At 65.6% G+C, this 25,369-nt stretch carries 27 protein-coding genes and 1 riboswitch; of the genes, 14 read left to right on the top strand and 13 right to left on the bottom strand.

The window, feature by feature from the left end:
* Positions 1-34 precede the first annotated feature (34 nt).
* The 3 genes from K8I04_06590 to argC are packed head-to-tail and all read right to left on the bottom strand — an operon-like array spanning position 35 to position 2,282.
* Positions 35-472, bottom strand: a complete 438-nt coding sequence (locus K8I04_06590) for a polymer-forming cytoskeletal protein (GenBank protein MBZ0071378.1) — start codon at positions 470-472, stop codon at positions 35-37.
* A complete protein-coding gene (locus K8I04_06585; protein MBZ0071377.1) occupies positions 472-1,206 on the bottom strand; it encodes a hypothetical protein in 735 nt (244 codons plus the stop codon). Before K8I04_06585 ends, K8I04_06590 begins: the two co-directional genes overlap by 1 nt.
* A gap of 44 nt (positions 1,207-1,250) precedes the next feature.
* Complete coding sequence (gene argC, locus K8I04_06580) at positions 1,251-2,282, bottom strand: N-acetyl-gamma-glutamyl-phosphate reductase (protein ID MBZ0071376.1); 1,032 nt, start codon at positions 2,280-2,282, stop codon at positions 1,251-1,253.
* A 432-nt stretch (positions 2,283-2,714) separates the two neighbouring features.
* Between argC and K8I04_06575 the strand changes: the two genes are divergently transcribed.
* The 5 genes from K8I04_06575 to K8I04_06555 all read left to right on the top strand — a co-directional run bounded on the left by K8I04_06575 (position 2,715) and on the right by K8I04_06555 (position 6,553).
* Positions 2,715-3,218: a TlpA family protein disulfide reductase gene (locus tag K8I04_06575; protein ID MBZ0071375.1), complete on the top strand. Its 504-nt coding sequence runs from the start codon at positions 2,715-2,717 to the stop codon at positions 3,216-3,218.
* Between the two features lie 14 nt (positions 3,219-3,232).
* Positions 3,233-3,655: a CopD family protein gene (locus tag K8I04_06570; protein MBZ0071374.1), complete on the top strand. Its 423-nt coding sequence runs from the start codon at positions 3,233-3,235 to the stop codon at positions 3,653-3,655.
* 188 nt (positions 3,656-3,843) lie between these two features.
* Entirely contained in the window at positions 3,844-5,061 is a 1,218-nt protein-coding gene (locus K8I04_06565) for an OprO/OprP family phosphate-selective porin (GenBank protein ID MBZ0071373.1), read from the top strand.
* Positions 5,062-5,277: 216 nt separating this feature from the next.
* The gene (locus K8I04_06560) at positions 5,278-5,811 is read left to right on the top strand and encodes an FMN-binding protein (GenBank protein ID MBZ0071372.1); all 534 of its coding nucleotides are present in this window, start codon (positions 5,278-5,280) and stop codon (positions 5,809-5,811) included.
* Complete coding sequence (locus K8I04_06555; GenBank protein ID MBZ0071371.1) at positions 5,798-6,553, top strand: PepSY domain-containing protein; 756 nt, start codon at positions 5,798-5,800, stop codon at positions 6,551-6,553. The genes K8I04_06560 and K8I04_06555 overlap by 14 nt, the downstream gene beginning before the upstream one ends.
* A 27-nt stretch (positions 6,554-6,580) precedes the next feature.
* Here K8I04_06555 and bfr read toward each other — a convergent pair whose 3' ends face one another.
* From bfr to K8I04_06535, 4 genes are all read right to left on the bottom strand, one after another.
* Positions 6,581-7,045, bottom strand: coding sequence for a bacterioferritin (gene bfr, locus K8I04_06550; protein ID MBZ0071370.1), 465 nt, complete (start codon positions 7,043-7,045; stop codon positions 6,581-6,583).
* Positions 7,046-7,160: 115 nt separating this feature from the next.
* Entirely contained in the window at positions 7,161-7,376 is a 216-nt protein-coding gene (locus K8I04_06545; GenBank protein ID MBZ0071369.1) for a (2Fe-2S)-binding protein, read from the bottom strand.
* Positions 7,377-7,606: 230 nt separating this feature from the next.
* A complete protein-coding gene (gene ptsP, locus K8I04_06540) occupies positions 7,607-9,874 on the bottom strand; it encodes a phosphoenolpyruvate--protein phosphotransferase (protein ID MBZ0071368.1) in 2,268 nt (755 codons plus the stop codon).
* Between the two features lie 91 nt (positions 9,875-9,965).
* Positions 9,966-10,478 (bottom strand): RNA pyrophosphohydrolase, encoded by a 513-nt coding sequence (locus K8I04_06535; GenBank protein ID MBZ0071367.1) that lies wholly within the window; start codon positions 10,476-10,478, stop codon positions 9,966-9,968.
* 144 nt (positions 10,479-10,622) lie between these two features.
* Here K8I04_06535 and K8I04_06530 point away from each other — a divergent pair, with 144 nt between their 5' ends.
* The 4 genes from K8I04_06530 to K8I04_06515 all read left to right on the top strand — a co-directional run bounded on the left by K8I04_06530 (position 10,623) and on the right by K8I04_06515 (position 13,473).
* Positions 10,623-11,300, top strand: coding sequence for an HAD-IB family hydrolase (locus K8I04_06530; protein ID MBZ0071366.1), 678 nt, complete (start codon positions 10,623-10,625; stop codon positions 11,298-11,300).
* Between the two features lie 3 nt (positions 11,301-11,303).
* Positions 11,304-12,299 carry an iron ABC transporter permease gene (locus K8I04_06525; protein MBZ0071365.1) on the top strand — a complete coding sequence of 332 codons (996 nt, stop codon included), beginning with the start codon at positions 11,304-11,306 and terminating at the stop codon, positions 12,297-12,299.
* Positions 12,296-13,060 carry an ABC transporter ATP-binding protein gene (locus K8I04_06520; protein ID MBZ0071364.1) on the top strand — a complete coding sequence of 255 codons (765 nt, stop codon included), beginning with the start codon at positions 12,296-12,298 and terminating at the stop codon, positions 13,058-13,060. Before K8I04_06525 ends, K8I04_06520 begins: the two co-directional genes overlap by 4 nt.
* A gap of 209 nt (positions 13,061-13,269) precedes the next feature.
* The gene (locus tag K8I04_06515) at positions 13,270-13,473 is read left to right on the top strand and encodes a hypothetical protein (GenBank protein MBZ0071363.1); all 204 of its coding nucleotides are present in this window, start codon (positions 13,270-13,272) and stop codon (positions 13,471-13,473) included.
* Positions 13,474-13,535: 62 nt separating this feature from the next.
* On the opposite strand, the gene K8I04_06510 is transcribed toward K8I04_06515, so the two are convergent.
* Positions 13,536-13,979 (bottom strand): hypothetical protein, encoded by a 444-nt coding sequence (locus K8I04_06510; GenBank protein ID MBZ0071362.1) that lies wholly within the window; start codon positions 13,977-13,979, stop codon positions 13,536-13,538.
* A 119-nt stretch (positions 13,980-14,098) separates the two neighbouring features.
* A riboswitch (cobalamin riboswitch) is annotated at positions 14,099-14,331 on the top strand.
* Between the two features lie 118 nt (positions 14,332-14,449).
* Between K8I04_06510 and K8I04_06505 the strand changes: the two genes are divergently transcribed.
* Genes K8I04_06505 through K8I04_06495 form a run of 3 tightly spaced genes read left to right on the top strand, consistent with a single transcriptional unit; the run spans position 14,450 to position 17,786 of the window.
* Positions 14,450-16,405 carry a TonB-dependent receptor gene (locus tag K8I04_06505; protein ID MBZ0071361.1) on the top strand — a complete coding sequence of 652 codons (1,956 nt, stop codon included), beginning with the start codon at positions 14,450-14,452 and terminating at the stop codon, positions 16,403-16,405.
* Between the two features lies 1 nt (position 16,406).
* Positions 16,407-17,171, top strand: a complete 765-nt coding sequence (locus K8I04_06500) for a TonB family protein (GenBank protein MBZ0071360.1) — start codon at positions 16,407-16,409, stop codon at positions 17,169-17,171.
* Positions 17,172-17,219: 48 nt separating this feature from the next.
* Entirely contained in the window at positions 17,220-17,786 is a 567-nt protein-coding gene (locus K8I04_06495; GenBank protein MBZ0071359.1) for a cob(I)yrinic acid a,c-diamide adenosyltransferase, read from the top strand.
* A gap of 166 nt (positions 17,787-17,952) precedes the next feature.
* On the opposite strand, the gene K8I04_06490 is transcribed toward K8I04_06495, so the two are convergent.
* The 4 genes from K8I04_06490 to ampD all read right to left on the bottom strand — a co-directional run bounded on the left by K8I04_06490 (position 17,953) and on the right by ampD (position 21,267).
* Positions 17,953-18,792: a helical backbone metal receptor gene (locus K8I04_06490; GenBank protein MBZ0071358.1), complete on the bottom strand. Its 840-nt coding sequence runs from the start codon at positions 18,790-18,792 to the stop codon at positions 17,953-17,955.
* Between the two features lie 79 nt (positions 18,793-18,871).
* Positions 18,872-19,474 carry an alpha-ribazole phosphatase family protein gene (locus tag K8I04_06485; GenBank protein MBZ0071357.1) on the bottom strand — a complete coding sequence of 201 codons (603 nt, stop codon included), beginning with the start codon at positions 19,472-19,474 and terminating at the stop codon, positions 18,872-18,874.
* A 247-nt stretch (positions 19,475-19,721) separates the two neighbouring features.
* Positions 19,722-20,630, bottom strand: coding sequence for a regulatory signaling modulator protein AmpE (gene ampE / locus K8I04_06480; GenBank protein MBZ0071356.1), 909 nt, complete (start codon positions 20,628-20,630; stop codon positions 19,722-19,724).
* A gap of 58 nt (positions 20,631-20,688) precedes the next feature.
* A complete protein-coding gene (gene ampD / locus K8I04_06475) occupies positions 20,689-21,267 on the bottom strand; it encodes a 1,6-anhydro-N-acetylmuramyl-L-alanine amidase AmpD (GenBank protein MBZ0071355.1) in 579 nt (192 codons plus the stop codon).
* Between the two features lie 269 nt (positions 21,268-21,536).
* Here ampD and K8I04_06470 point away from each other — a divergent pair, with 269 nt between their 5' ends.
* Both K8I04_06470 and K8I04_06465 read left to right on the top strand, forming a co-directional pair.
* Complete coding sequence (locus tag K8I04_06470; GenBank protein ID MBZ0071354.1) at positions 21,537-22,202, top strand: TIGR04211 family SH3 domain-containing protein; 666 nt, start codon at positions 21,537-21,539, stop codon at positions 22,200-22,202.
* Positions 22,203-22,443: 241 nt separating this feature from the next.
* Entirely contained in the window at positions 22,444-23,169 is a 726-nt protein-coding gene (locus K8I04_06465) for a DUF1624 domain-containing protein (protein MBZ0071353.1), read from the top strand.
* Positions 23,170-23,185: 16 nt separating this feature from the next.
* Here K8I04_06465 and ilvD read toward each other — a convergent pair whose 3' ends face one another.
* Positions 23,186-24,877: a dihydroxy-acid dehydratase gene (gene ilvD, locus K8I04_06460; protein MBZ0071352.1), complete on the bottom strand. Its 1,692-nt coding sequence runs from the start codon at positions 24,875-24,877 to the stop codon at positions 23,186-23,188.
* Between the last annotated feature and the right edge of the window lie 492 nt (positions 24,878-25,369).

Raw genomic sequence — 25,369 nt, 5'->3', positions numbered from 1 at the left:
GTTGCTGGCATTATCCGGTTGTTGACTATTACAGTCAAGAATTACCCCGGACGATGCTGGCCGGCACCTCTTCCGCACTCGGCTTGCGGGATTCCACACCGGTTACCGCCGCCACGGCCGCCTGGTGCACGAGACTGCCGTTGACCGCGGCCCCCATGGCCATCTCGATCAGACTGTAATAGACATTACCGTTCACCTTGGCCTGAGGTGCCAGTTCGATACGGCCGGACGCGTGCACATCGCCGCTCACCGCCCCGTTGAGAATTACATCGGGCACGCGGACCTCGCCCTCGATCCGGCCGTGCTCACTCACCATCAGCACCGCATCGTCGCCAGCCCCTATGACGTTGCCCTTGACGGAACCATCGATGTGCAGGCCGCCGCTGAAGCGGACATCACCGACGATCTCGGTGTCCCTCCCAATCAAGGTACCGATTCTGGTGTTCGTTGCCTTCTTGCCCCGTCCCCACATCACTCTTCCTCCTCGGCCGGACCACCGCTGGCGGACGGCCAATCGAAACTCCACTCCAATGGCAGGCGCGGCGCATTTGCGGGCACCGCCTGCAGCGTCACCCGTTCGGGCAGAAAGCCTTCGGGCAGCTGCAGATTCCCCTCAACAGACTGGAAGTAGCGGAAGCGGTACGGAATATCTTCAGTGCCCGCGTCGGATATCTCGGCCAGCCCCAGGCGCCGCGCCACCCCCTCTTGGATGCCCTCCACGGACAGGTGCACGACACCCTTGGCGGTCTGATCGCGGCGTCCCGGCTGCGTCAGCACGAAACGGTAGCGGTAACGCGCCGCGCCCACGGCCGGCTGGAGGTCGAAATCCTGGACATGGAGGCCGACCTTGCCCTCACCCGGGGACATTACGCCGCGGTAGAACGCCAACTCCTCACGCAGCCCCAGCAGCTGGTCCTGCAGGCCGGAACGCTCCTGCTTGAACACCGCATACGCCTGCTGGTCGATCTGCCGCGCCCGCTCCAGGACCGCGATCTGCCGCTCCAGCGCCGCATTGCGCCGGTCCAACTCACCGAGCTGGGCCTGCAGGCCTTCCCGCTCCGCGTACAGTGCGTCGAGATCACCGCCCGCCCGGGAGCGGCCGAATTGATACAGCTCCCAACCGCCAACGACGGCGATGACCACCATCAGCGTCACCGCGAGCCGCAGCTTCCATGTCCGATAGATCAGGATTTCCTTACGATTCACATCCACGTCTAAGCCGCAGGCAACATTCGGGCCACCGTCACGCCTCAGGGCAAAAGCGCGACCCCATCCAGACCCGCCCGCTCCGGCAGCCCGAACATCAGGTTCATATTCTGCACGGCCTGGCCGGCTGCACCTTTGACGAGGTTATCAATAACCGACAGGATCACGACGGTATCGCCATCTTGGGGGCGGTGCAGGGCGATCCGACAGTGGTTGGCGCCACGCACGCTACGGGTCTCGGGGTGGCTGCCGGCCGGCATGACGTCGACAAAGGGTTCGGCCGCATAGCGCCGCTCGAAAACACCCTGGAGGTCGTCCGGCTCCCCGATCAGGCGCGCATACAGGGTGGCGTGGATACCCCGGATCATGGGTGTGAGGTGGGGAACGAAAATCAGGCCGACCATCTCGCCCGCAGCCGCTGTCAGCCCCTGACGGATTTCCGGCAGGTGCCGGTGGCCAGGCACGGCGTAGGCCTTGAAGTTGTCAGCCGCCTCACTGAAGAGTGTACCGACGCTGGCCTTGCGACCAGCGCCGCTGACACCGGATTTGACGTCGGCGATCAGGGTCGCACGCTCGACCAGCCCCTGCTCGATCAACGGTAGGAAACCCAGCTGCACTGCCGTCGGATAGCAACCCGGGTTGGCCACGAGGCGTGCCGAACGGATACGCTCACGCTGCACCTCTGGCAGGCCGTAGACCGCCTCGGCGAGCAGTTCCGGACAGGCATGAGGCATGCCGTACCATTGTTCCCACACTGCAGGATCACGCAAGCGGAAATCGGCGGCCAGATCGACCACCCGCACGCCGGCCGCAAGCAGTTCCGGTACCATCTGCATGGCGGTGCCATTGGGTGTGGCGAAAAACACCAGATCGCAGCCCTGCAGGGTGGCCGCATCGGGTGCGGAAAATTCCAGATCGAGGTATCCGCGCAGATTGGGGAACATGTTTGTCACCGCCATGCCCGCGGCGGAACGCGAGGTGATGACGCGCAGTTCGACCTGCCCATGCCCGACCAGCAGACGTAGCAATTCGACTCCCGTATACCCCGTGCCCCCGACCACACCGACTCTGATCATGGTGATGCTCCCCGAATAGCAACGTCCAGAACCTTCAATAATACGGTCTGCGGGCATGCGACTCCAGGCACGGGAACGCGGTACAGCTGCCCCGACGGAACCTGGCCGGATTGCTACGGTCCCACCGACAGGGCACACTTGGCGGATGGGCCCGATCCAGACCGACGCGCCGACCCTGAACACAGCGGCCTGAGCCAGCGGCATTGAACCACCGGTCGCGGTGAGCGGGAGTTGTCGGCGCGGTATGACCCCTGGTGGTTTCCGGGGTAGCTGGCGGTCATTGTGAGAACGATGATCTGGCTGCTGGTGTAGATCTGGCAGGGCCTGAAGGGCACTCGCCGCCCCGTCGGTCACATGACTGACGCCCGCAGGCGCCCACTCGCAGGTGGCGATAGCGCCCCTGTCCAAACCGAGTCGTGACGAACAGCGGACATGAAAACGAAAGATATTCTTCTGGGATTGTTTGCCTTGGTACTGGTGGGCGCACTGGCCTACGTCTGGCTGTCCCCCGAGGGCCTGAAGCGGGCCCCCGAGGTCGCCCTGCGTACGATCGACGGCAATGAGATCAACCTGGCCGGGTTGCGGGGCAAGCCGGTGCTGGTCACCTTCTGGGCCACGTCCTGCCCGGGGTGCGTAAAGGAAATCCCACACCTCATCGAGCTCTACCGGGACTTCGCTCCGCAGGGACTGCAACTGGTGGCCGTGGCAATGGATTACGACCCGCCGGATCATGTGCTCGCCATGCGCGACGCCCGGCAGATCCCCTACCCGATTGCCCTGGACAGCAAAGGCGAGGCTGCGCGCGCCTTCGGCGACGTGCGCCTGACGCCGACCTCCTTCCTGATCGCGCCGGACGGGCGCATCGTGCGGCAGAAGATCGGCGAAATGGAAATGGCCGACGTGCGGGCGCAGATCCGCGCCATGCTCGGCACCTGACGGGGCAGGCCCACGTGCTCTGGGTGAAGGCCTGGCACATCATCTTCGTCGTGACGTGGTTTGCCGGCCTGTTCTATCTCCCGCGCCTGTTCGTCTACCATGCCGACTGCACCGATGAACCCGGCAACACCCGCTTCAAAATCATGGAGCGCAAGCTCTACGCCATCATGACCCTTGGTGCACTGGCGGCCGGCTTCTTCGGTCTGTGGCTGCTGTTCGTCTACCAGTGGCAGACCCTGTTCAGCACGTTCTGGCTGCCGCTGAAGCTGGTGCTGGTCATTGCCCTGATCGCCTATCACCTCTACTGCCTCAGGCTGGTGCGCGACTTCCGCGCCGACCGCAATCGCCGCAGCCATGTTTTCTATCGTTGGTTCAACGAGTTCCCGGCCCTGATCCTGGTCGCTGTGGTACTGCTGGCGGTCCTCAAGCCGTTCTGATGGCGCCTCATCCCCGCTGCCCTGCCCAGACACGCAAATCATCAGCCTCCTCATATCTGAATATGTGAATACGAATCGTTTGCATTCGCCATTTCGATACGTATAATTCCTCGCAGCCGTACCGGACCGCCATTCGCTCCACCGGCCAGCGGCAGACTCCAAACCAAAACTTCGAGGAATCGCGCACTATGAACCCCAACACCCCGCTGAACCTGGGGCTGGCCGCTGCCATGACCCTGTTCATTGGCAGCGCCGCTGCCGCCGAACCACCCTCCACCGACGAGATGTGGCGCATCATCCAGGAACAACAAAAACAGATCGAGGCGCTGAAATCCCAGATCAACCAGACCGACCAGAAGGTCGAGGCCACGGGCGACGCCCTGGAGCAGGTCGCCGCCACAAAGTCGGGCAGTGGCGGCGCCAGCTGGACGGAGCGCACCCGCATCGGTGGCTACGGCGAGCTGCACTACAACAACCTGGAAGGCAAGGGCGGCGCCAGCGACAAGGACGAACTCGACTTCCACCGCTTCGTGCTGTTCTTCAGTCATCAGTTCAACGACCGCATCCGTTTGTTCTCCGAACTCGAGCTGGAGCACAGCGTCGCCGGCGATGGCCAGAAGGGCGAGGTCGAACTGGAGCAGGCCTATCTCGAATTCGACCTCAATGACCGGCACCGCGCCAAGGGCGGTATCTTTCTCATCCCCGTGGGCATCCTGAACGAGACCCACGAACCACCCACCTTCTACGGCGTCGAGCGCAACCCGGTCGAGAAGAACATCATCCCCACCACCTGGTGGGCCGGCGGCGCGGCGCTGAGCGGCGAGCTCGGTCGTGGCTTCAGTTACGATGCCGGCGTGCACGAGGGCCTCAACATCACCGACGCCAGCTACGCGGTGCGTAAAGGCCGCCAGAAGACCAGCGAGGCCGATGCCTCGGATCTGGCCTACACCGCGCGTCTGAAATGGACCGGTATGCCCGGCGTGGAGATCGCCGGCACCGTCCAGCACCAGACCGACATCCGCCAAGGGCTGGACGCCGCCGCCGGCAGCGCCAATCTGTACGAGCTGCACACGATCATCGGCAAGGGGCCGTTCGGCCTGCGCGCCCTCTACGCGCGCTGGGACCTGAACGGCAGTGGGCCGGCGGCCGTCGGCGCGGATGAACAGTTCGGCTGGTATATCGAGCCGTCGTTCAAATTCACCGAGCAGTGGGGCGTGTTCGCACGCTATAACCTCTGGGACAATGCCGCCGGTGACAGCATCGACAGTGAAAAGAAACAGATCGATGTCGGCGTGAATTTCTGGCCGCATCCGGACGTCGTACTGAAGGCGGACTATCAGATCCAGGACAACGACGACGGCAAGGAACAGAAGGGCTTCAACCTGGGTATCGGCTACCAGTTCTGACACCGCTGCCAGGCAGCTGAACCAGGGCTATCCACGGGGTGCGGGCTACCGCACCCCGTGTCTTTATCCCAAAAATCGTATTTGCCTTTTAAGGAAATTCCACTGTATGGATCTGCTCAACGCAGAGGCACAAAGAAAATGCAGAGAGGATTCCATGCTGGAAAACTCTGTGCCTCCGCGCCTCCGTGTTGAAAAGTTTCATTATGAGAAACCTGCATGAGCCGACTCTTCTTCGTGCCCGCCTTGCTCATCGCGCTGCTGATGACCGTCCCCCGTGCCTGGGCCGAGGTCTATCAGAGTCCCGAGGACTTCCTGCATGAGGTGTTTGCGGGTGACGTCCCCGCGCCCGAGGTCCTGTGGCTCACCGGCACGGTGCGCGCTACCGCCAAGCAGATCCTGGGGCACGACCCGGCACAGCTGCGGGTACGCTACTGGTATCGTGACGCGCGCAGCGCCTGGATCCTCGAGGAGATCGGTAAGGAGCAGCCCATCACCACCGGCATCGTCGTCGCTGCCGGGCGCATTGAGCGCATGCACGTACTGGTCTTCCGCGAAAGCCGCGGCTGGGAGGTGCGCCATGACTTCTTCACCGACCAGTTCGCCCACCTGGGACTGACCGTTGACCGCAACCTGGACGGTCCGATCGATGGCATCTCGGGCGCCACACTGTCGGTGCGTGCGCTGACCAGGCTCGCGCGGCTGGCCCTGTACCTTCACCAGCAGATACCGGCCGCCCATGCCACACCGTAGAAAGCACCGCATCAAACTCAAATCGCTGTATGTGTGGCACCGCTACACCGGGCTGCTGGCGGCGCTGCTGGTCGTCGTGCTCGCGCTGACCGGGATCGCGCTCAATCACACCGAAGAACTGCAACTCGACGCGCGCTTCGTGCGGTCGGCCTGGGTATTGGACTGGTATGGTATCCGCGCACCGGAGACATCTACGGCCTATGCCACGCCGCTCGCACCCGTCACGCTGCTTGGTCGGCAGTTGTATATCGGCGACCAGCCGTTGGCCGGCGAATATCACCAGCTGATCGGCGCTGAGGCCATTCAGGATATGCTGATCACGGCCGTGGACGATCATCTGCTGCTGACCGGGCCGGAGGGTGAATTGCTGGCCGACCTGACCGCCCTCGACGGCGTACCCATCGGCCTGCGGCGCCTGGGCCGGGATCAGGAGGGCCGGCCGGTGGTCGCGGCCAGCGCGGGATATTATCGTCCCGATACCGACTTCATCCACTGGGAACGGCTGCCGTCAGCAGCGCACGACATCACCTGGGCACAACCGCAAACCCTGGCGCCGGAGCGGCGCCAGGCGCTGGAGCACACCTTCCGTGGCCGCGTCCTGCCATGGGAGCGCGTACTGCTGGATCTGCACAGCGGTCGCGTCTTCGGGCCTTATGGGATCTGGGTCATGGATGCCGCAGTGCTGCTCATGCTCTTCCTCGCTGCCAGCGGTGTACTGATCTGGCTCAAGCGCAAGCGTTGATGCGGCCTGGGCCGCAATGGGCCCGCGCTACATCTTCGACTGCAGGTAGTTCTGCAGGCCGATCTTCTCGATCAGCTCCAGCTGGGTCTCCAACCAGTCGATATGCCCCTCTTCGCTCTCGAGGATGTCCTCGAACAACTCACGCGAGACGTAATCACGCACCGTCTCGCAATGGGCGATGGCGTCACGCAACAGCGGCACGGCTTCCCGCTCCAGTTCCAGATCGCAGCGCAGCATCTCGGGTGTATTCTCGCCGATCTTGAGCTTGCCGAGATCCTGCAGGTTGGGCAGCCCCTCCAGAAACAGGATGCGCTTGATGAGTACATCGGCATGTTTCATCTCGTCGATGGACTCGTGGTACTCATGCTCGTACAACTCTTTCAGCCCCCAGTTCTCGTACATGCGTGCATGCAGAAAGTACTGGTTGATAGCGGTCAGTTCGTTACGCAGGGCCTTGTTGAGGTAGTCGATGACCTTGGTGTCGCCCTTCATGATGCCTCCTGTAAGAGAGATGCCAGACGTGTTGGGCAGCCCGCGCGGCCGCAATCAGCGAGCGCACACCGAGGGGCTGGAAGTGGGTTGGAGTCTAGCAGATCGCGGAGAACACTCAGGCCGCGACCCCCGCGGCCTGGCCGCTGCAGCCGCCGGTACGGCTGGCGCCGAGTGCGTCGTCGAGCACCTGCCGTGCGCTACGGGCGCACTTGCCGCACTGGGTGGCGACACCGAGATCGCGACTCAGATCACGCAGGCTGGCGGCCCCCTGATGAGTCACCGCCGTGCGGATCGCCCCGCAGGTCACACCTTTGCACAGACAGACATACATGGCTGGCCACCTCCTGTGCCAGCATTTAAATCTAAATGAGAACGATTGTCAATGGCATTATCGTGGTGTTGACCTGCCGCCGAAACCGATTGCGCGCATGCAAGACCGGGGTATGCCGTGTAGGTGATCGAGGTGCATGTTGAGACGACGCCCCGTGTCCGCGCCAGGACAGTGTCGCGGACCACGGTAGGTGCAGGAGGCTTCGGGAAGGCCACGCAAGCTGTGGCGGATCAGCGCCCGGCCCGCACTAAACCGCCCAGGCCGGCCTCTTCCAGGGCGTTGTTGAGCAGGGTGCGGACGGCAATCTCCGACTCCATCTGCAGTGCCTGTTCGGTCAATACCCGCGCCCGCGCACAGGAAATCGTGCGCAATACCCATTTCACCCGCGGCAGGCTGCCGACGCTCATGCTCAGGCTGTCGACGCCCAGCCCCAACAGCACGATGGCGGCGGCCGGATCGCCGGCCAGTTCGCCGCACACAGCGACGGGTTTGCCATTGCGGTGCGCGCCCTCGACGATCTGTACCAGCGCCCGGATGACCGCCGGGTGCAGCGTGCGATAGAGCTCGGCGACGCGCGAGTTATTGCGATCGACGGCAAGCAGATACTGGGTGAGGTCGTTGGTACCGACCGAAAAAAATGCCACCCGCTGCGCCAGTGCATCCATCTGATAGGCCGCCGCTGGCACCTCGATCATCACCCCGATCGGCGGCAGACTGACGGACTCGCCTTCCTCCAGCAGCTCCTGATGGGCACGGTGGATCAGTGCCAGTGCCTCGTCCACCTCGCCGACGTCGCTGATCATGGGCAGCATCAGCCGGAGGTTGTTCAGACCACTGTTGGCACGCAGGATGGCACGCAGCTGGGTCAGGAAGATCTCCGGATGGTCCAGGGTGACGCGGATGCCGCGCCAGCCGAGGAACGGATTGTCCTCACGCACCGGGAAGTAGGGCAACTCCTTGTCACCACCGATATCCAGGGTGCGCAGTGTCACCGGCCGTGGCGCGAAACCCTCCAGGAGCTGCCGGTAGATCTGCATCTGCTCGTCTTCGCCCGGAAAGCGATCGCGTACCAGGAAGGGCACCTCGGTCCGATACAGACCGACGCCCTCCGCACCGCTGCGCACCGACGGCGTGATGTCGGCCAGCAGGCCGGTATTCACATACAGCGGGATGCGTACGCCATCCGGCGTCTCCGCCGGCAGGTGGGTGAGCTCCTGCAAACCGGCGCGCAGTTGCTCCTCTTGTTGTTCCAGGCGCTGGAATTCCGCCAGCGCGGCGGCCGTCGGCCGGACGAAGATCTGGCCACCGTAGCCGTCGACCACCAGCTGCTCCGACTCCAGCCGGCCGACCGGCAGGTCCGCCACGCCCATCACCGCTGGGATGCCGAGCGCGCGCGCCAGGATTGCCACGTGCGAGGACCCCGAGCCGCGCGCCGAAATGACACCGGCCAGCTGCTCCGGCGGTACTTCCGCGAGATGTGCAGCCGCCACTTCGTCACCCACCAGGATGATGCGGCCGTTGCCGCCGACTTTGGGTGCCGGCGACTCCGCCTGCAGGTGCAGCAGCAGACGCCGGCCCAAGTCGCGAATGTCGGTGGCGCGTTCGCGCAGATAGGGATCCTCCATCTCCTCGAAGATCCGTACATGGTCGGCGATGGTCTCGCGCAACGCGCCCGGGGCCCAGTTGCCGGCCCGTATGCGCCGGACCGTCCCCTCCAGCAGATCGTCGCTGCCCAGCATCATGGCGTAGGCATCGAACAGCGCCAGTTCTTCCGCTGGCAGTGAATTCGCCATCTGCCGCGACAGGGCGCGGATCTCGCGCTGCACATCGGCGACCGCAGTACGGAAGGCCAGCTCCTCGGCGGCCGGATCGGTGATGCTGCGATCGGGGATCGCATCCAGATTGGCCGGCGGATAGACCACCTGGGCATAACCGATGGCCACACCCGGCGCGCCCCGCAGCCCCTTGAGTTGAAAGGCGGCGCCGCCGACGTCCTTGAGCAGTTGGGCGAAACCACCGCTGGCCTCGGCGTGGCTGATGGCGCCGGCCAGCTGCGCGGCCAGGGTCACCAGGAAGGTCACCTCCTGCTCGGCGAACTTGCGCACGGCGCGCTGGCGCACCACCAGCACCCCCAGCACCTTGCGGTATTGGATGATAGGCACGCCCAGGAAGGCGTGATAGGGCTCTTCGCCGGTCTCGACGACGCGACGATAGCGTGGGTGCTGCGGACCGTCTTCGAGATTGAGGGGCTCGGCACGCTCCCCCACCACACCGACCAGACCCTCGCCGAAGCTCAACCGCACCCGTCCGACCGCCGCCGGTCTGAAACCGTCGGTCGCCATCAGGATATACTGCTGCAGTCGGAAATCGCTGAGATAGACCGACGCGACGTCGACCCGAATGGCCTTCTTCACCCGCTGCACGATGATGTTCAGCGCCCGATTCAGATCGGGTGCTGCATTCACCTCGACGATGATGCGCCGCAACACATCGAGCATGGAGGCGGCCACGGTATCAGGTCACCGCAGCGGCGCGGCGCGGCCGCGCCAACGGTGGGGCCCCGGGGTGAGGGATTGTCCGGCCTGCCATCTAGCGGTGGCGCAGGGATTGCGGCAGTGGCGGCGCTCCCCCTGGAAACAGCAACGGGGCAAATTCGCTCAGTGCACGCTGGTAGACCTTGCGCTTGAAGGCCACCACCGCGTCCAGCGGGTGCCAGTAATCGACCCAGCGCCAGCAGTCGAATTCGGGATGCTCGCAGCTGTTCAGACAGACATCGCGCTCGTCACCAATCAACCGTAGCAGAAACCATACCTGCTTCTGACCGATGCACAGCGGCCGGGTACCGTGGCGGATATACCGGTCCGGCAGACGGTAACGCAGCCAGCCACGCGTCTGGGCAAGGATCTGAACCTGTCCGGGATACAGCCCCACCTCTTCGGCAAGCTCGCGGAACAGGGCCTCTTCCGGCATCTCGTCGCTGTGAATCCCGCCCTGCGGAAACTGCCAGGCATTCTGACCGACACGACGCGCCCATAGCAGGTCACCGTCCTGATTGCTCAGGACAATGCCGACATTGGGACGATATCCGTCTGAATCAATCACTTGAACACCTAAAATACAGAATGACCCGATGTCTCGATTCTCCCACAGATACGCGTCCGGCGGCAAATACCGGGCACGCGTTTACCTCGTCGGCGGCGACCACTATCCTTGGCGCCTTCCCAAGCGACCGTGGAGCGCTGCAACGTGGCCCTGGCCCTGTTCGACCTCGACAACACCCTGCTGGGTGGCGACAGCGATTATCTCTGGGGCCGGTTTCTGGTCGAACAAGGCATCGTCGACAGGGAGCACTACGAGCGTGAGAACCGCCGCTACTACGATCAGTACAAGGCCGGCCAGCTCGATATCGAGGCCTTCCTGGCCTTCTCGCTGCAGCCCCTGGCGGAGCATCCACCGGAACGTCTGCACGCCTGGCGCGAGGACTTCCTCGTCCGCATGATCGATCCGATCATCCTGCCCGATGCCCGCGCCCTGGTGGAGCGCCACCGCGCCGCCGGCGACACGCCGGTGATCATCACCGCCACCAACCGGTTCATCACTGCGCCCATCGCGGCGCGCTTCGACATCCGCCACCTGATCGCCACCGAGGCCGAGATGCAGGACGGACGCTACACCGGACGCAGCACCGACATCCCCTGCTTCCAGTCCGGCAAGGTGCAGCGTCTGGAGCGCTGGCTGGTCGAGCAACAAGACGATCTCGACGGCAGCTGGTTCTACAGCGACTCACACAACGACCTGCCCTTGCTGGAGCGGGTCACCCACCCCGTTGCCGTCGATCCCGACGCCACCCTCGCGCACCATGCGCACACCCGCGGCTGGCCGATCATGACGCTGCGCCACGGCTGGGCCGGGCCGGCCGACTGAGTCATGCCTGCAGCCAAGCACCCGTCGGGGCGGCTGATCGGCCTGTTGCTGTTGCTGAGCCTCACCGGTTTCGGTGCCGCGCTCGCCATCGGCAGTGCGCCGATCCCATTGGCCGAGGTGCTGCGCATCCTGGCCGGCGCGGGCGACGAACCGCAGCGCAGCATCGTACTCGCGCTGCGCCTGCCGCGCGCACTCAGCGCCTTCGCCGTCGGGGCCCTGCTGGCCGTGAGCGGTGCCCTGCTGCAGGTACTGCTGCGCAACCCCCTCGCCGACCCCTATGTGCTGGGTACCTCCGGGGGTGCGGCGGTCGGTGCCCTGCTGGCCATGCTCGCCGGCCTCTCCGGTGCGTGGCTGAACGGCGGCGCCTTCCTCGGCGCCCTGCTCGCGACCGTGCTGGTCTTCGGCCTGGCGCGCCGCGACGGTGACTGGGCGCCCGCCCGCCTGCTGCTCACCGGGATCATCCTCGCCGCGGGCTGGGGCGCCTCGATCGCCTTCATCCTCACGATCGCACCGGAGCACAACCTGCGCGGCATGCTGTTCTGGTTGATGGGCGATCTGGTCACCGGTGAGGTGCCGTGGCCGGCATTGGCACTGCTGCTCGTCGTGCTGTCCGTGGGACTGGCGCTGGCGCGGCCGCTGAACGTGCTGGCGCGTGGCGAACTGCAGGCACAGACGCTCGGCGTCGCGGTGGTGCCGCTGCGCGCTACGCTCTACCTGCTCGCCGCGTTGGGTACGGCCGGCGCGGTGACGCTCGCCGGCAGCGTCGGCTTCGTCGGTCTCATCGTGCCGCATCTGCTGCGGCTGGCCGGCGCACGTGATCAGCGCATCCTGCTGCCGGCGTGCGCCCTTGGCGGCGGCGCGCTGCTCATCGCTGCCGATCTGCTGGCACGTACGCTGTGGGCACCGCAGCAGCTGCCGGTCGGTATCCTCACCGCCGGCATCGGCATCCCGGTATTCCTGTTCCTGCTGCTGCGCAGCCACGCCGACGTGCGCGCATGAACGGCCTGAGTCTGCACGGACTGGGCGTGCGCATCGGCCGAGTCGACGTCTGCCACCGACTGACGCTGACGTTCGCACCGGGCGAGTGCTGGGTCGTCCTCGGCCGCAACGGCAGCGGCAAGACGACCTTGCTGCATACCCTCGCCGGCGTGCGCGACCCCCAGCAGGGTGAGGTGCGGCTCGATGGCATATCGCTGCAACACCAATCACGCCGCCATATCGCCCGGCACCTCGGCCTGCTGCCGCAGGACAGCCATGATCCGTTTCCCGCGACCGTGCTGGAAACGGCCTTGCTGGGCCGGCATCCACACAGTTCGATCTGGGGCTGGGAAACCGCCGCGGACATGCAACTGGCTCAAGCGGCCCTGCAGCAGGTGGGACTGGCCGGTTGGGACGACCGCGACGTCGCCACGCTGTCGGGTGGCGAACGGCGGCGCCTGGCCGTGGCAACCCTGCTGACACAGGACCCGGACATCCTGTTGCTCGACGAACCGACCAATCACCTCGACCTGCGTCACCAGGTCGCCTTGCTGGATCGGCTGGCCCGTTTGGCCCGGACACGACACAAGACGGTCGTCATGGTCCTGCACGACGTCAATCTCGCCGCGCGTTGCGCGGATCATGCCTTGCTGCTGCGGGGCGACGGTCAGATCGATGCCGGCACCTGCAGCGACGTGCTGCAGACCGCACGGCTCGAGACACTCTATGGGCAGGCACTGCGTCAGGTGAGCGATGACCCGCCGGCGTGGCTGCCGCGCTGACCCCCGGGCGCTGGTGGAGGGCATGCCGTGCACCCATCGCCACCCGCAGCCGCGACTGAGCAGGCCGTACGGCGCGACGCCGTGCTGGCCGAAACGAAATTATCGGCTAGACTCCCCTCGTAACGTGCGCAGCACACTCATTGCCACAACGACACATTCTTTACGCCTATACGCAATAAGGTATAAGTGCAACCGAGAGAGGCACAGACATGGCCAACCGTCACGACGAGCAAACACAACCGACCCACGAGACGCCACCTGCCGGTGCCGCACCCAGGAAACCCATCAGCATGCATGAAGGCGTCCCCGCCTGGCATGACATCTGCTGCTGCGAGGCCGAACCGCGCTGGATCGCCGTGGCCGAGGAGCTGGGTATCGACCTCGATGCCGGTTGGAAGCGCGATTGCGGCTGAAAGACGGGCGGAACGGTTACAGAGGCCGGACACCGGCGACACAGCGTCTGCTGCCGGAGCGGCTAATCGAACAGGCGCTGCCACCAGCGGCGACGGTTGCCCGGCAGGCTCGGCGCCTGGAGGTCGATGGGCGGGATCTTGGAGAGTATCCAGCCCGGCAGTGGCGGGTTGTCGCTGTAGCCGCAGGACACCCCCAGGTTGTTCGGATCGAAGATCTTCACGAAGCTCGGCTGCTCGAAGGAATCCGCGTAGACGATGCCACAGTAATCCTCGTCGTGCTCCCGGCGTAGCAGCGTGTCGATCTCGGTGATGAATTCGCGGAGTTTTTCCGGCCCCACGATCTCGGTCGGTGGCTCGGTGCCGACGGCATAGATGAACCAGCCCCCCGCGGCATCGTTGCGTAACGCCTCCCACAACCCGTCGAGCTGCGGCCAGCGCAGCGCACCATAGAAGGTGCCCTTGAAAGACACCCAGAAAGGCGATGCGGTTGCGGCGGTACGGGACATGGCGCGCGTCTCTGGAGCTCTGGATACCGATCCGGCGGCTGCCCGCAGTGTAACCGGCCCCTCGACGGAACGGTAGTGCAGCCGCTTGACCCTCCCCCAACCCCGGCGTAGAGTCGCGCCCCGTCACAACTGCTTCTGGTGTTCCAAGGACCATCGTCCGCGGAATGAAACGGGAAGCCGGTGCGACCTTTTGCAGACAGGCAAGAGATCAATCCCGGCGCTGCCCCCGCAACGGTAAGCGAGTCAAGGCACATCATCGGCCACTGTGTCATGCAGACATGGGAAGGCGATGCGCCCGGGAGTCCGCTCCCCCTCGCGAGCCCGGAGACCGGCCCGAAGCCAACCCGAGTACGGTGTCGCGGGGGGCGATGCATTGGGCGAGCCGGTCTCCTCCAACCCGATTTCCCTGCCCCCGACACCGTGCCCTTCACCATGCGCGCGGGTGTGCGCACTACAGGGAGAGCGGCACGATGTTCAAGTCAACCGGCGGCCACGCCAGCCTGATCGTTTTCATTCTGAGCAGTTCCAGCCTGCATGCCGCAGGCGCCGTCCGCCTCGAGCCGGTGGTGGTCAGCGCCACGCGCTCGCTGCAGAGCAGCGTGCCGACCCCGGCGGCGATCAGCATCATCGACCGCGCCGAGATCGAGGCCAGTGGCGCGCGCCAGATCACCGAGGTGCTGCGCGGGCGCGGCGGTGTGCAGCTCAGCGACCCCTATGGCGATGGCAGCCGCGCCGTCATCGGCATGCGCGGTTTCGGTGAGAACGCTGCGGCCAATACTTTGATTCTGGTGGATGGTCGGCGGCTGAACAATTCCGATCTGGCGGCGCCGGATCTCAACAGCATCGCGCTCAAAGATGTCGAGCGTATCGAGATCATCCACGGCAGTGCCGGCGTACTGTTCGGCGACCAGGCGGTCGGCGGCGTCATCAATATCATCACCCGCGTACCACGGACCTTCTCGGCCGAGGTGAGCGCGGGCGCTGGCAGCTTCGACGGTCGCGAACTGCGTGGCGCCATCGCCGACGCCAGCGATACCGGCTTGGCCTATCGGCTGAGCGCCGAGACGCGCAGCAGCGACAACTACCGCGACAACAACCGCCAGGAATACACCAACGTCTTCGGCCGGCTCGACTATCGACATCAGGCCGGCGGCTCGGTGTTCCTGGAGCACCAGGCGATCGACGAGAACCTCAACCTGCCCGGCGCGCTCTTCGCCGACCAGGTCGCCGCCGACCGCAGGCAGACGCGCTACCCGAACGACTACAGCGACAGCCGCAGCCACGTCACGCGCCTGGGGATGGCACAGGCGCTGGGTGCGGACTGGCAGTTCGAGGCCGAACTCACCGACCGGCGCTCCGATGCCACGAGCATCCTGACCAACCTGCCGGTGACCCAGGACCGCCACCACCTCGGCTTCACGCCGCGCCTGATCGGCGCGCTGCCCCTGGATGCGGGCGAGCTGCTGCTCACCCTGGGCGCCGATCTCGACCGCACCGACTACGAGATCACCTCGCCCTTCGGTACCACCGATAACCGGCAGGACCAGCGCAGCCTGTACGCGCAGGGCGTGATCCCGCTGACACCGCGCTTGAGTGCGACTGTGGGCGCGCGCCATGCGCAGGTCGAGAATGACCTGACGGATTCGTTCAGTTTCCCGGCGGGGACTTCGATCGATGACAGCGAATTCGTCACCAGCGCCGGTCTGTCGTTCACCCTGACCGAGGACTGGCGGCTGTTCGCGCGTCGCGACGAGGTGCTGCGCTTCCCCAAGGTCGACGAGTACACCAACACCGATGCGACCGTCACCGTGCTGGAGACCCAGACCGGCGCGTCCTATGAACTCGGCGCCGAGTGGCGACGCAACGGCCACGATCTCCGTGTCAGCGTCTATCGGCTCGATCTGGACAACGAGATCGCCTACGACCCATCGGCCTCGTTCGGCTTCGGTGGTAACACCAACCTCGATCCGACCCGCCGCGACGGTCTGATCCTCGATGGCCACCTGCAGGCGACCGCGGACCTGCGCCTGGGCGGTGCCTACGGCTATGTCGCTGCGGAATTCGACCACGGCACCTTCGCCGGCAACCGCATCCCCTTCGTCGCCGAGCACACCCTGAGCCTGAATGCCGACTACCGGCTCACCGACGCCTGGCACGTCTTCGGCGAGGCCCAATACAGCAGCGAGCGCGTCCCGCAAGGCGACTATGCCAACACGCTCGACCGGTTGCCGGGCTACACTGTCTACAACGCCAGCGTCGACTACCGCCGGACGGCCTGGACGTTCACGCTGCGGGTCGACAATCTCACCGACAAGCGCTACAGCGACATCGCCGTGCGCGCCTTCGATCCCTGGCCGGTGGAGGCGACGGGCTATTACCCGGCACCCGAGCGCCGTGCCTTCCTGACCGCCCGCTACCGCTTCTGACATGCACTGGCCGACGCGCACCCCGTCCTTTCTGCCCTGGCTGTGCGCCTCGATGGTCCTGCACGCACTGCTGCTGACCGCGTGGCCGGATGCCGTCCGCCAACCGCCGGGAGCGGGCGCGGCGCATGCCGTACCGATCCGCATCCAGGTGAGTCAGGTGGGGGCGGTTGCGGTGGATGACGCCGCGCAGCGGGTCGCCACGGACCGGCCGCCGCCGTCACAACCCCTGCAGGCATCGCCCGTCGACAGGCTGCGCCCCGGCGTACCGCCCGAGCGCGTGGCACGACGGGCGACGGCAGCCGTCGCGGCAGTGCCAGGTCCGTCGGGCCCGTCGGACCGACCGGGCCCTGCTGCGCCCCAGTCCGTACCCCAGGCCGCGCCGCAGGTGGCGGCGGGTACGGTACCTCCGGAGGCGGCCCCGCAGACGGCCGGGTCGACCGTGCATGACACCGTACATGACACCGGGCCTGCCGCCGAGGCCGCCTGGCTGGAACTCGCCGCGCTGCTGCACCAGGCCATCGACCGCCACAAGCGCTATCCTCAGGGTGCCTTGCGCCTGGGCCGCGAGGGTGCCGCCCGCATCGATTTCCGCCTCGCCCCGGACGGCAGCATCGACGACCTGAACATCGGTCACTCCAGCGGTGTACGCTCGCTGGATCTGGCCGCCTTCCGCGCCGTGCAGGCCATCGCGCCGTTCACCGACGCGCACCGTTATCTGGACCGTACCCGGCGCTTCCAGGTAGACGTGGTATTCCAGCTCAACTGAGCGCCTCGCTACGGCCGGGGAACTATTCACAAGCGCCAAGGAGGCCCCATGGGCAACCGCCTTTCCAAGATCTACACCCGCACCGGCGACGCCGGCGACACCGGCCTGGGCGACGGTTCGCGTACACCCAAGGACAGTTTACGGGTCGAGGCCTTCGGCAGTGTCGACGAACTGAACAGCCACATCGGCCTGCTGCTCGCGCAGATGGCGGTGCCGGCGGACATCCACACGACGCTCACCGAAACACAGCACGAGTTGTTCGACCTCGGTGGTGAGCTGTGCATCCCGGGCCATCAGGCCATCGACGACCACCATGTCACACGCCTGGAACAGGCACTGGACACGCTGAATGCGGCCCTGCCGCCGCTGCAGGAATTCATCCTCCCCGGCGGCAACGCCGCCGCCGCGACCGCGCACGTGGCGCGCACCACGTGTCGCCGCGCCGAGCGCCGGGTGGTGAGCCTGGCGCGCACGGAGCGCGTCAACGCGCCCGTCATCGCGTACCTCAACCGTCTCTCCGACCTGCTGTTCGTGATCGCCCGTGTGCTGGCGCGCGCCGATGGCGGCGAGGTACTGTGGCGGCATGTGCGCGGATCGACGCCGACGACGCCTTGAAGCGGTGCCCCGTGAAGGCCGAACCGTAACCCGTACGCACCCGGACCGATGGCCACGGAAACACACGGAAGCACACGGAATGTAAAACCCGTCACAGCCCCATTTTTCGTGTTGCCCCGTGTGTTTCCGTGGCCAAGAGCTGTTTGCACATCAATCACAGGCGGGTTCAATCGAAGGGACGGGCGAGTGCGGCACAGATCTGCGCCGTGCCATCGAGGATACGCGGTGTGGGGCGGTGGATGACATCGCCGGGAACGGCAATGAAGCGGGTCGCCGCCGGCAGACCGTAGCGGTGCCAGAAGGCCTCTGTGGCGGTGGCGTCCTCGCCCGGGTACAGCGCGAACACCACCGCCGCCGGCTGCGCGGCGACGACGGCCTCGACCGCCACGCGCGGCGTCAGCGTTGCCAGGTCCGCGAACACGTTGTCACCACCGCACAGCGTCAGTACGTCGTTGATGATGTGGGCGCGATTCACCGTCAACAAGGGCTGCAGGGCGAGTTGATAGAATACCGGCCGGTGCGGTTGATTGATGTAACGCAGCCGCAGCCCGGCAAGACGGCGTTCGTAATCCAGTGCCGCCTGTTCGGCGGCTGTCACCGTCCCGGCCAGACGCCCGAAGAGGCGCAGTTGCTCACCGATTGCAGCGAGGCGCCGCGGTTCGGACAGAAACAGCGGCAGACCGAGATGGCGCACCCCATCGAGCATCCGCACCGGCGTGCCGCTGCCCCAGGCGATCACCAGGTCGGGCTGGAGCAGTAGCAGACGCTCGAGATCGATGCGCGTCGCATCACCGATACGCGGCAGGGTGCGCGCCGCCTCGGGGTAGTCGCTGTACGCGACCGTGGCGACGATACGGTCACCGGCGCCGGCGGCAAACAGTAATTCAGTGATATGCGGTGTGAGACTGACGATGCGCTCGGCCGGCGTGGGCAGATTCAGGGTGACGCCAACATCGTCGGTGACGCGGATCCCGGCGGCAGCCAGCGACCAGCTCAGCAGCGCCATAGCGCCCAACAGCAGCGTGCGGGTGGCGATGCGCAGTGTACCCCTGGGGGATCGCTTGATGGGCTGTTGCAGAGATCCCCTAGACACGACAACCAGCGTGCGTGACCAGCGTCGGCGGGCGTTCCCCATCGAGCCGGATGCGGGTGAGCGCGGCATAGGCCACCTCGATGCGGTAGATCGCCTCCAGCGGCGCGCCCAGCACGTGCGCCACCAGCGCGCGGATCACCCCGGCGTGCGTGACCACCAGCAGATGTCCGCCGGCATGCTGGCATACGAGCGCTTCGAAGGCGGCGACCACGCGGGTGCGGAAATCGGCCAGCGGTTCCGCACCGGCCGGCCGCGCATTCACCGGATCGAGGTAGAAGCGTCGGATCTGATCCGGGTCCTCAGCGTGCAGTTGCGCGGCCGTGCGACCCTCCCAGGCCCCGAAGCCGACCTCCAGCAGCCGCGCATCGACCGACAGCGGCAGCGCATGCCGCTCGGCCAGGCGTTCGGCGAAGGCCCGGCAGCGTGACAGCGGCGAGCTGGCGACGGCGGTCCAGGGGACCTCCGCGCCGATCGCAGCCCACATCTGGCGCCAGCCCGTAGCACTCAGCGGGTCGTCGATCTGGCCGCGGTAGCGTCTGCCGCCCTCCGGCTCACCGTGGCGGATCAGGTCGATGTGTGTGGTCGGGGTGGTCATGGAATCCTGCAGCTCATTCGTCGCGAAAGACATGGGGGCCACGAACCCCACGAAAAGGTATGTGCACAGCTCACCGCAGGGTGCAATAGCGGAGTGTATTGCGGCGGACATTTCACGGCCACCGAAGGACATCCGGCGCAGTACGCTCCGCTACTGTACGCTGCAGAGGTTGCGCTTCACTAGCGGCTTTTCGTGGGGTTCGTGGCCATCTCGAAGGTGTGCCGCCATACCGCCGAGGTCCACACCGCTACCCCGCCCAGCCGGCCAGGGTGAGCAGGGCGATGACTACGACCCACAGAGACAGGGTGCGCCATACCAGCGCCATGGCGGACTGCAGCGTCCGGTCCCAGGCGACGTTCGCGTCGATGCGGACCTTTGCGTCGACGGCGTCACCATCATCGTCCTCGTCCTCGTCCACATCCAGGGCACCGCAGCCGGCGGCGATCAGCACCTGCGACGCCGGCACCAGCCACCGATCGGTGCCTGCTGAGACCGCCCGCCAGCGCGCCACCGCCGCCTCGAAATCGCCCGACAGGGCATAACCCATCGCGGTCAACCGCGCCGGCACCCAGTCGAGGATTTCGGTAAGCTGACGCGTCGCCCAGGCGAACTCGTCGCTGTCCTGGAGGGTGTGCCGGCGCAGTTCGGTCACCGCCCGGTAGAGCACGGCGCCGACCGGTCCGAGGATGACGAACCAGAACAGTACACCGAACACCCGCACGTTGGCCTGTACCAGCACGGTCTCGATGACGGCCCGCGCCTGCGCACCAGCAGGCGGCGGCGGTTCATGGCCCAGCAGGGTGCGCGCCAGGCGGGTCGCGAGCTCATCGTCGCCGGCGCTCAGTGCCTCGCGGTAGCGCGCCAGCTCATGCCCCAGGTCACGGGGTCCGAGGCAGAACAGCAACACGGCGATCGCGAACAGCAGGCCCAGCAGCCCGAACAGGGCATCCTCGAGCCCCGCCTGCAGCACGGCCGTGATCAGTACCGGTGGCGCCAGCAGGACGAGCACGCCCAAACGCCCGTCCCAGGAATCGCCTTGCAGATGCCGGCGCATCCACTCGATATAATCCGCATAGCGTTCGTAGCGCCGCAGGTCCTGGACATGATCGAGCAGGCGCTCGAGCAGGAGGCTGATGAGGATGGCGATGAGCGTCATGGGCTGCGCGGCTGCTGGCGACGGGATGCGGGAACGCTACCTGCTGCCCTTGCGAGCGTCAAGCCAAGTGACTGCCGTCGAGCAGGCCGGCGAGCCGGGGCCAATCGAAGGCCGGCCCCGGATCGGTCTTGCGGCCCGGCGCGACGTCAGCGTGGCCGGCGATGGCGTCGGCGGCGATCCCCGGATAGGCCCGCCGCAGGGCCACAGCGATGCCCGCCAGACAGCGGTACTGCACCTCGGTATACGGGATCTCGTCACTGCCCTCGAGTTCGATACCGATGGAGAAGTCGTTGCAGTGGTCGCGGCCGCGGAAACAGCTGCGGCCGGCATGCCAGGCACGCTCCGGAAACGGCACGTACTGCACGACGCGGCCGTCACGGTGGATCACCACATGCGCCGAGACCTCGAGGCCCTCCAGGTGACGAAAATAGGGATGCGCCCCGGTATCGAGGTGGTTCATGAACAGCGCGTCGATCCAGGGGCCGCCGAACTCACCGGGTGGCAGGCTGATGCCGTGCACCACGATCAGCGTAATGTCCGCGGCGTCGGGACGCCGGTCACGGTTGGGTGACAGCCGTCGCTCGACGCCCAGCAGCCAGCGACGTGCCCCGTCCAGTTCCCAATGGCGCTGCGTCATGGCGCCTCCCCGGCGGCCACGGCCCGCGCTGGACCGGGCGTGGCTGCCAGGATGTCGGAAAAGTTGAACTGGTCGAGTCGCTGCATACTGCCCGAAGGGTTGATTTGAAGTGGACGTTCGCGCAATCATCCCGCATTCCCGGCTGGGGCGCGAGGGGTCGTCAATCGCAGACCCGGCCGGAGCGCATCCACCGAGGGGCTGTGTAGGCGTGCACCCCTCGGGCACCGCCTCAGGCCCGATCAGAGACGTCACCAAATAGAGGAGTCCCCGTGACCCGCAAGCTTCTTCTCGCCGTGCTGCTCATCCTGGCCGCCACCGCCCAGGCCGAAACCCGCTACGCCTCCGATGAACTCGAGATCGCCCTGCGTTCCGGAACCAGCACCCAGCACCGCATCCTGCGCATGATCCCCAGCGGCACGGCGTTGCAGGTCCTGCAGCACGACGAAGCCAGTGGCTATACGAAGGTGCGGGCGCCCAGCGGTACGGAAGGCTGGGTGCTGACCCGCCTGCTCATGACCACACCGTCGGCGCGCGACCGTCTGGCCGTCGCCGAGAAGAAGCTCGCCGAACTGGAACTCCAGTCACGCCAGCGCCAGACCCGTCTGAGCGAGACCGGCAAGGAGATGCAGACGATCGAACAGGCGCTCGAGCAGACCAAGGCCGAGAACCAGAAGCTGTCCAAGCAGCTGGCCGACATCCAGCGCACCGCCTCCAGTGCGCTCGCCATCGACGCCGAGAACAAGGATCTGAAGAACTCCCTGATGCAGATGCAGCGCGATCAGGAGACCCTGCGCCAGGAAAACGTGGCACTGCGCGACCGCACCGCCCGCGACTGGTTCATGATCGGTGCCGGGGTCATGGTCGCCGGCATCATCCTCGGCCTGATCCTGCCGCGCATCCGCCTGCGCAAGCGCTCGAGCTGGGACAGCCTCTAGGAGCCTGCCGGACTTGGGACTGATCTACTGCGCCGGTGGGATAGCAGTCCATTTTCCCGATCCTTCTCGTCAAATAGCTACGGCTATTCTCCTCGAAGGATCGAAAAAATGGCCTCGCTCTCCCACCCGGCTCGCTACGATCGCCCAAGTCCGGCAGGCTCCTAAGAGCCGCGGCCCGCGCCCGCCCAGGCAAGGACCAGCGGCACTTTGAGCGGTGTCGACGACGGGGGACAATGGCCGCATGCCCCCGAACACACGCCTGCAATCCGTCGACCTGCTGCGTGGTCTGGCCATCGCGCTGATGATCGGCTACCACTTCAGCTACGACCTCGCCTATTTCGGCTTCGCGCAGTTCGATTTCTACCGCGACCCCTTCTGGCGGCATACCCGCACCCTGATCCTGAGCAGCTTTCTGCTGGTGTCCGGCATCAGCCTGACGCTCGCCACCCGTTCCGGCATACGCTGGAAGCCCTATCTGCGCCGGCTCGCCTACCTCGTCGGTTGTGCCCTACTGATCAGCCTGACGAGTTGGCTGATGTTCGGACCGCGCTGGATCTTCTTCGGGGTGCTGCACTTCATCGCGGTGGCGGGTGTCATCGGCCTGCCGTTCGTGCGTGCGCCGGCCCTGGCGTTGGCGACCGGCATCGCCCTGCTTCTGCTCGGCAACCGCTTCGCGCACCCATTCTTCGACCAGCCGGCCCTGCAGTGGGTCGGGCTCATGACCTACAAGCCGCCGACGGAAGACTATGTCCCGCTGCTGCCCTGGTTCGGCGTGGTGCTCGTCGGTATCTTCCTCGGTGACCGCTGCTGGCTGCGCCAGCCGCCCGCCCGTCTCACGCGCTGGCGCAGCAACCGGTTGCCGGTACGCCTGCTGGCCGTTGCCGGACGCCACAGCCTGCTGATCTATATGCTGCACCAACCCCTGCTGATCGGTGCACTCTGGCTGCTGAAGCGCGCACTCGGCTGAATGCCGTGCGCCGCCTTCACTCGTCGGTCACGCAGCCATGCGAGGCGTCTTTGACGTTCTTGATGAACTTGTAGAGCGTGCCGCGGGTCGCCACATAGGACGGCATCTGCCAGGCGGCACGACGCTGCTTGATCTCCTCATCGGTGAGGTCCACGGTCAGCGTGTTGTTGTCAGCGTTGATGGTGATCAGATCACCGTTCTGGATCAGACCGATCGGACCGCCCTCCTGAGCCTCGGGCACGATGTGACCGATGATGAACCCGTGCGAGCCGCCGGAGAAACGGCCGTCGGTAAGCAGCGCGACGTCCTTACCCAGACCCGCGCCCATGATCGCCGAGGTCGGCGTCAGCATCTCAGGCATGCCCGGCCCGCCCTTCGGGCCCTCGTAGCGGATCACCACCACATCGCCCTTCTGGATCTCGCCGCGCTCCAGGCCGGCGAGCATGGCCTCCTCGCGGTCGTAGACGCGCGCGGGACCGGCGAAGTACAGGCCTTCCTTGCCGGTGATCTTGGCCACCGAGCCACCGGGGGCGAGGTTGCCCTTGAGGATGCGGATGTGGCCGCTCTCCTTGATCGGCCGCTCGATGGGATGGAAGACCTCCTGGCCGGGCGTGAGACCGGGTAGCGTCTGCAGATTCTCGGCAATGGTCTTGCCGGTGACGGTCATGCAGTCGCCATCAAGCAGCCCCTGCTCGAGCAGATATTTCATCACCGCCGGCGTGCCACCGACCTTGTGCAGGTCCTCCATCACGTACTTGCCCGACGGCTTGAGGTCGGCCAGGAACGGGACACGGTCGGAGACCCTCTGGAAATCGTCGATGACCAGCGGCACGTCGACGGAGCGCGCCATCGCCAGCAGGTGCAGCACGGCGTTGGTGGAGCCGCCGGTAGCCATGACGATGACCATGGCATTCTCGAAGGCGGCGCGGGTCATGATGTCGCGCGGCTTGAGGTCGAGTTCTAGCAGTTTCCGCAGCGCCGCGCCGGCCGCATGACATTCGGCAATCTTGCCCGGCTCGGTCGCCGGCATGGACGAACTGTAGGGCAGACTCATGCCCATCGCCTCGATGGCCGAGGCCATGGTGTTGGCGGTGTACATGCCGCCACAGGCGCCGGCGCCGGGGCAGGCGTGCTTGACGATGTCCTCGCGTTTCTCTTCCGTGATCTTGTGGGTGATGAAGGCCCCGTAGCTCTGAAAGGCGGTGACGATGTCGTACACCTCACCGCCCTCCTGGCCGTGGCTGTGGCCGGGCTTGATGGTGCCGCCATAGACCATGATCGCGGGACGGTTCAGCCGGCCCATGGCGATGAGCGTACCCGGCATATTCTTGTCACAGCCGGGAATGGCGATCAGGCCGTCGTACCACTGCGCACCCATCACCGTCTCGATGGAGTCGGCGATGATCTCGCGCGACTGCAGCGAGTAGGACATGCCGTCGGTGCCCATGGAGATGCCATCGGACACCCCGATGGTGTTGAAGCGCATGCCGACCAGGCCCGCCGCGACCACGCCCTGCTTGACCTCAGCGGCCAGGTCGTTCAGGTGCATGTTGCAGGTATTGCCCTCCCACCAGACCGAGGCGATGCCGACCTGGGCCTTGTCCATGTCGGCCTCGGTCAGGCCGGTGCCGTAGAGCATGGCCTGGGATGCGCCCTGACTCTTGGGCTGGGTGATGCGGGAACTGTAGCGGTTCAGCTTCTGCGCCATGGGGATCTCCGGGGATGGGGCGTCGGTGAGAGCCGGTTATTGTACCGGGGAGACCGGCGGGAGCCAAAGCTTGGCTTTTATCATTTTGAACCGCCAAGAAACTCGGGGGGGAACCGCCAAGACGCCAAGGACGCCAAGAAACCTTATTTTGAACCGCCAAGGCGCCAAGACGCCAAGAAAATCTGTATTACTTGGTGGGCAGTAATTATGACTACAAGAGTATGCTTGGTGTTCGTAAGAATCGCGGGTTTGGTGTAACAATAATTTACTGACTTTTAAGTAAGGTTTTCGTCGGATTGGACGTCGAATCTGATTTCCCCCACCGTGACGCATAGTACTGGCACTGAAAACAGCATACTTCCATTTTTAGAATTCTTGGCGTCTTGGCGTCTTGGCGGTTCCCCCCTGAAGTTTCTTGGCGTCCTTGGCGTCTTGGCGGTTCATACCCTCCCCCTGAAGTTTCTCAGCACCCCTTAGCGGTTCGCCCACGGA

The organism is Gammaproteobacteria bacterium, assembly GCA_019911805.1.
In the GTDB taxonomy this organism is placed as follows: Bacteria; Pseudomonadota; Gammaproteobacteria; order Thiohalobacterales; family Thiohalobacteraceae; genus JAHJQQ01.
This window is presented reverse-complemented; position numbering and strand designations above follow the sequence as displayed.

Bases quoted from the DNA above. Each gene is read 5' to 3' on its own strand.
- K8I04_06590 (MBZ0071378.1), bottom strand. From the start codon at position 472: ATGTGGGGACGGGGCAAGAAGGCAACGAACACCAGAATCGGTACCTTG.
- argC (MBZ0071376.1), bottom strand. From the start codon at position 2,282: ATGATCAGAGTCGGTGTGGTCGGGGGCACGGGGTATACGGGAGTCGAA.
- K8I04_06575 (MBZ0071375.1), top strand. From the start codon at position 2,715: ATGAAAACGAAAGATATTCTTCTGGGATTGTTTGCCTTGGTACTGGTG.
- K8I04_06565 (MBZ0071373.1), top strand. From the start codon at position 3,844: ATGAACCCCAACACCCCGCTGAACCTGGGGCTGGCCGCTGCCATGACC.
- K8I04_06560 (MBZ0071372.1), top strand. From the start codon at position 5,278: ATGAGCCGACTCTTCTTCGTGCCCGCCTTGCTCATCGCGCTGCTGATG.
- K8I04_06555 (MBZ0071371.1), top strand. From the start codon at position 5,798: ATGCCACACCGTAGAAAGCACCGCATCAAACTCAAATCGCTGTATGTG.
- bfr (MBZ0071370.1), bottom strand. From the start codon at position 7,045: ATGAAGGGCGACACCAAGGTCATCGACTACCTCAACAAGGCCCTGCGT.
- K8I04_06545 (MBZ0071369.1), bottom strand. From the start codon at position 7,376: ATGTATGTCTGTCTGTGCAAAGGTGTGACCTGCGGGGCGATCCGCACG.
- ptsP (MBZ0071368.1), bottom strand. From the start codon at position 9,874: ATGCTCGATGTGTTGCGGCGCATCATCGTCGAGGTGAATGCAGCACCC.
- K8I04_06525 (MBZ0071365.1), top strand. From the start codon at position 11,304: ATGCCTGCAGCCAAGCACCCGTCGGGGCGGCTGATCGGCCTGTTGCTG.
- K8I04_06520 (MBZ0071364.1), top strand. From the start codon at position 12,296: ATGAACGGCCTGAGTCTGCACGGACTGGGCGTGCGCATCGGCCGAGTC.
- K8I04_06515 (MBZ0071363.1), top strand. From the start codon at position 13,270: ATGGCCAACCGTCACGACGAGCAAACACAACCGACCCACGAGACGCCA.
- K8I04_06510 (MBZ0071362.1), bottom strand. From the start codon at position 13,979: ATGTCCCGTACCGCCGCAACCGCATCGCCTTTCTGGGTGTCTTTCAAG.
- K8I04_06505 (MBZ0071361.1), top strand. From the start codon at position 14,450: ATGTTCAAGTCAACCGGCGGCCACGCCAGCCTGATCGTTTTCATTCTG.
- K8I04_06500 (MBZ0071360.1), top strand. From the start codon at position 16,407: ATGCACTGGCCGACGCGCACCCCGTCCTTTCTGCCCTGGCTGTGCGCC.
- K8I04_06495 (MBZ0071359.1), top strand. From the start codon at position 17,220: ATGGGCAACCGCCTTTCCAAGATCTACACCCGCACCGGCGACGCCGGC.
- K8I04_06490 (MBZ0071358.1), bottom strand. From the start codon at position 18,792: ATGGCGCTGCTGAGCTGGTCGCTGGCTGCCGCCGGGATCCGCGTCACC.
- K8I04_06485 (MBZ0071357.1), bottom strand. From the start codon at position 19,474: ATGACCACCCCGACCACACACATCGACCTGATCCGCCACGGTGAGCCG.
- ampE (MBZ0071356.1), bottom strand. From the start codon at position 20,630: ATGACGCTCATCGCCATCCTCATCAGCCTCCTGCTCGAGCGCCTGCTC.
- ampD (MBZ0071355.1), bottom strand. From the start codon at position 21,267: ATGACGCAGCGCCATTGGGAACTGGACGGGGCACGTCGCTGGCTGCTG.
- K8I04_06465 (MBZ0071353.1), top strand. From the start codon at position 22,444: ATGCCCCCGAACACACGCCTGCAATCCGTCGACCTGCTGCGTGGTCTG.
- ilvD (MBZ0071352.1), bottom strand. From the start codon at position 24,877: ATGGCGCAGAAGCTGAACCGCTACAGTTCCCGCATCACCCAGCCCAAG.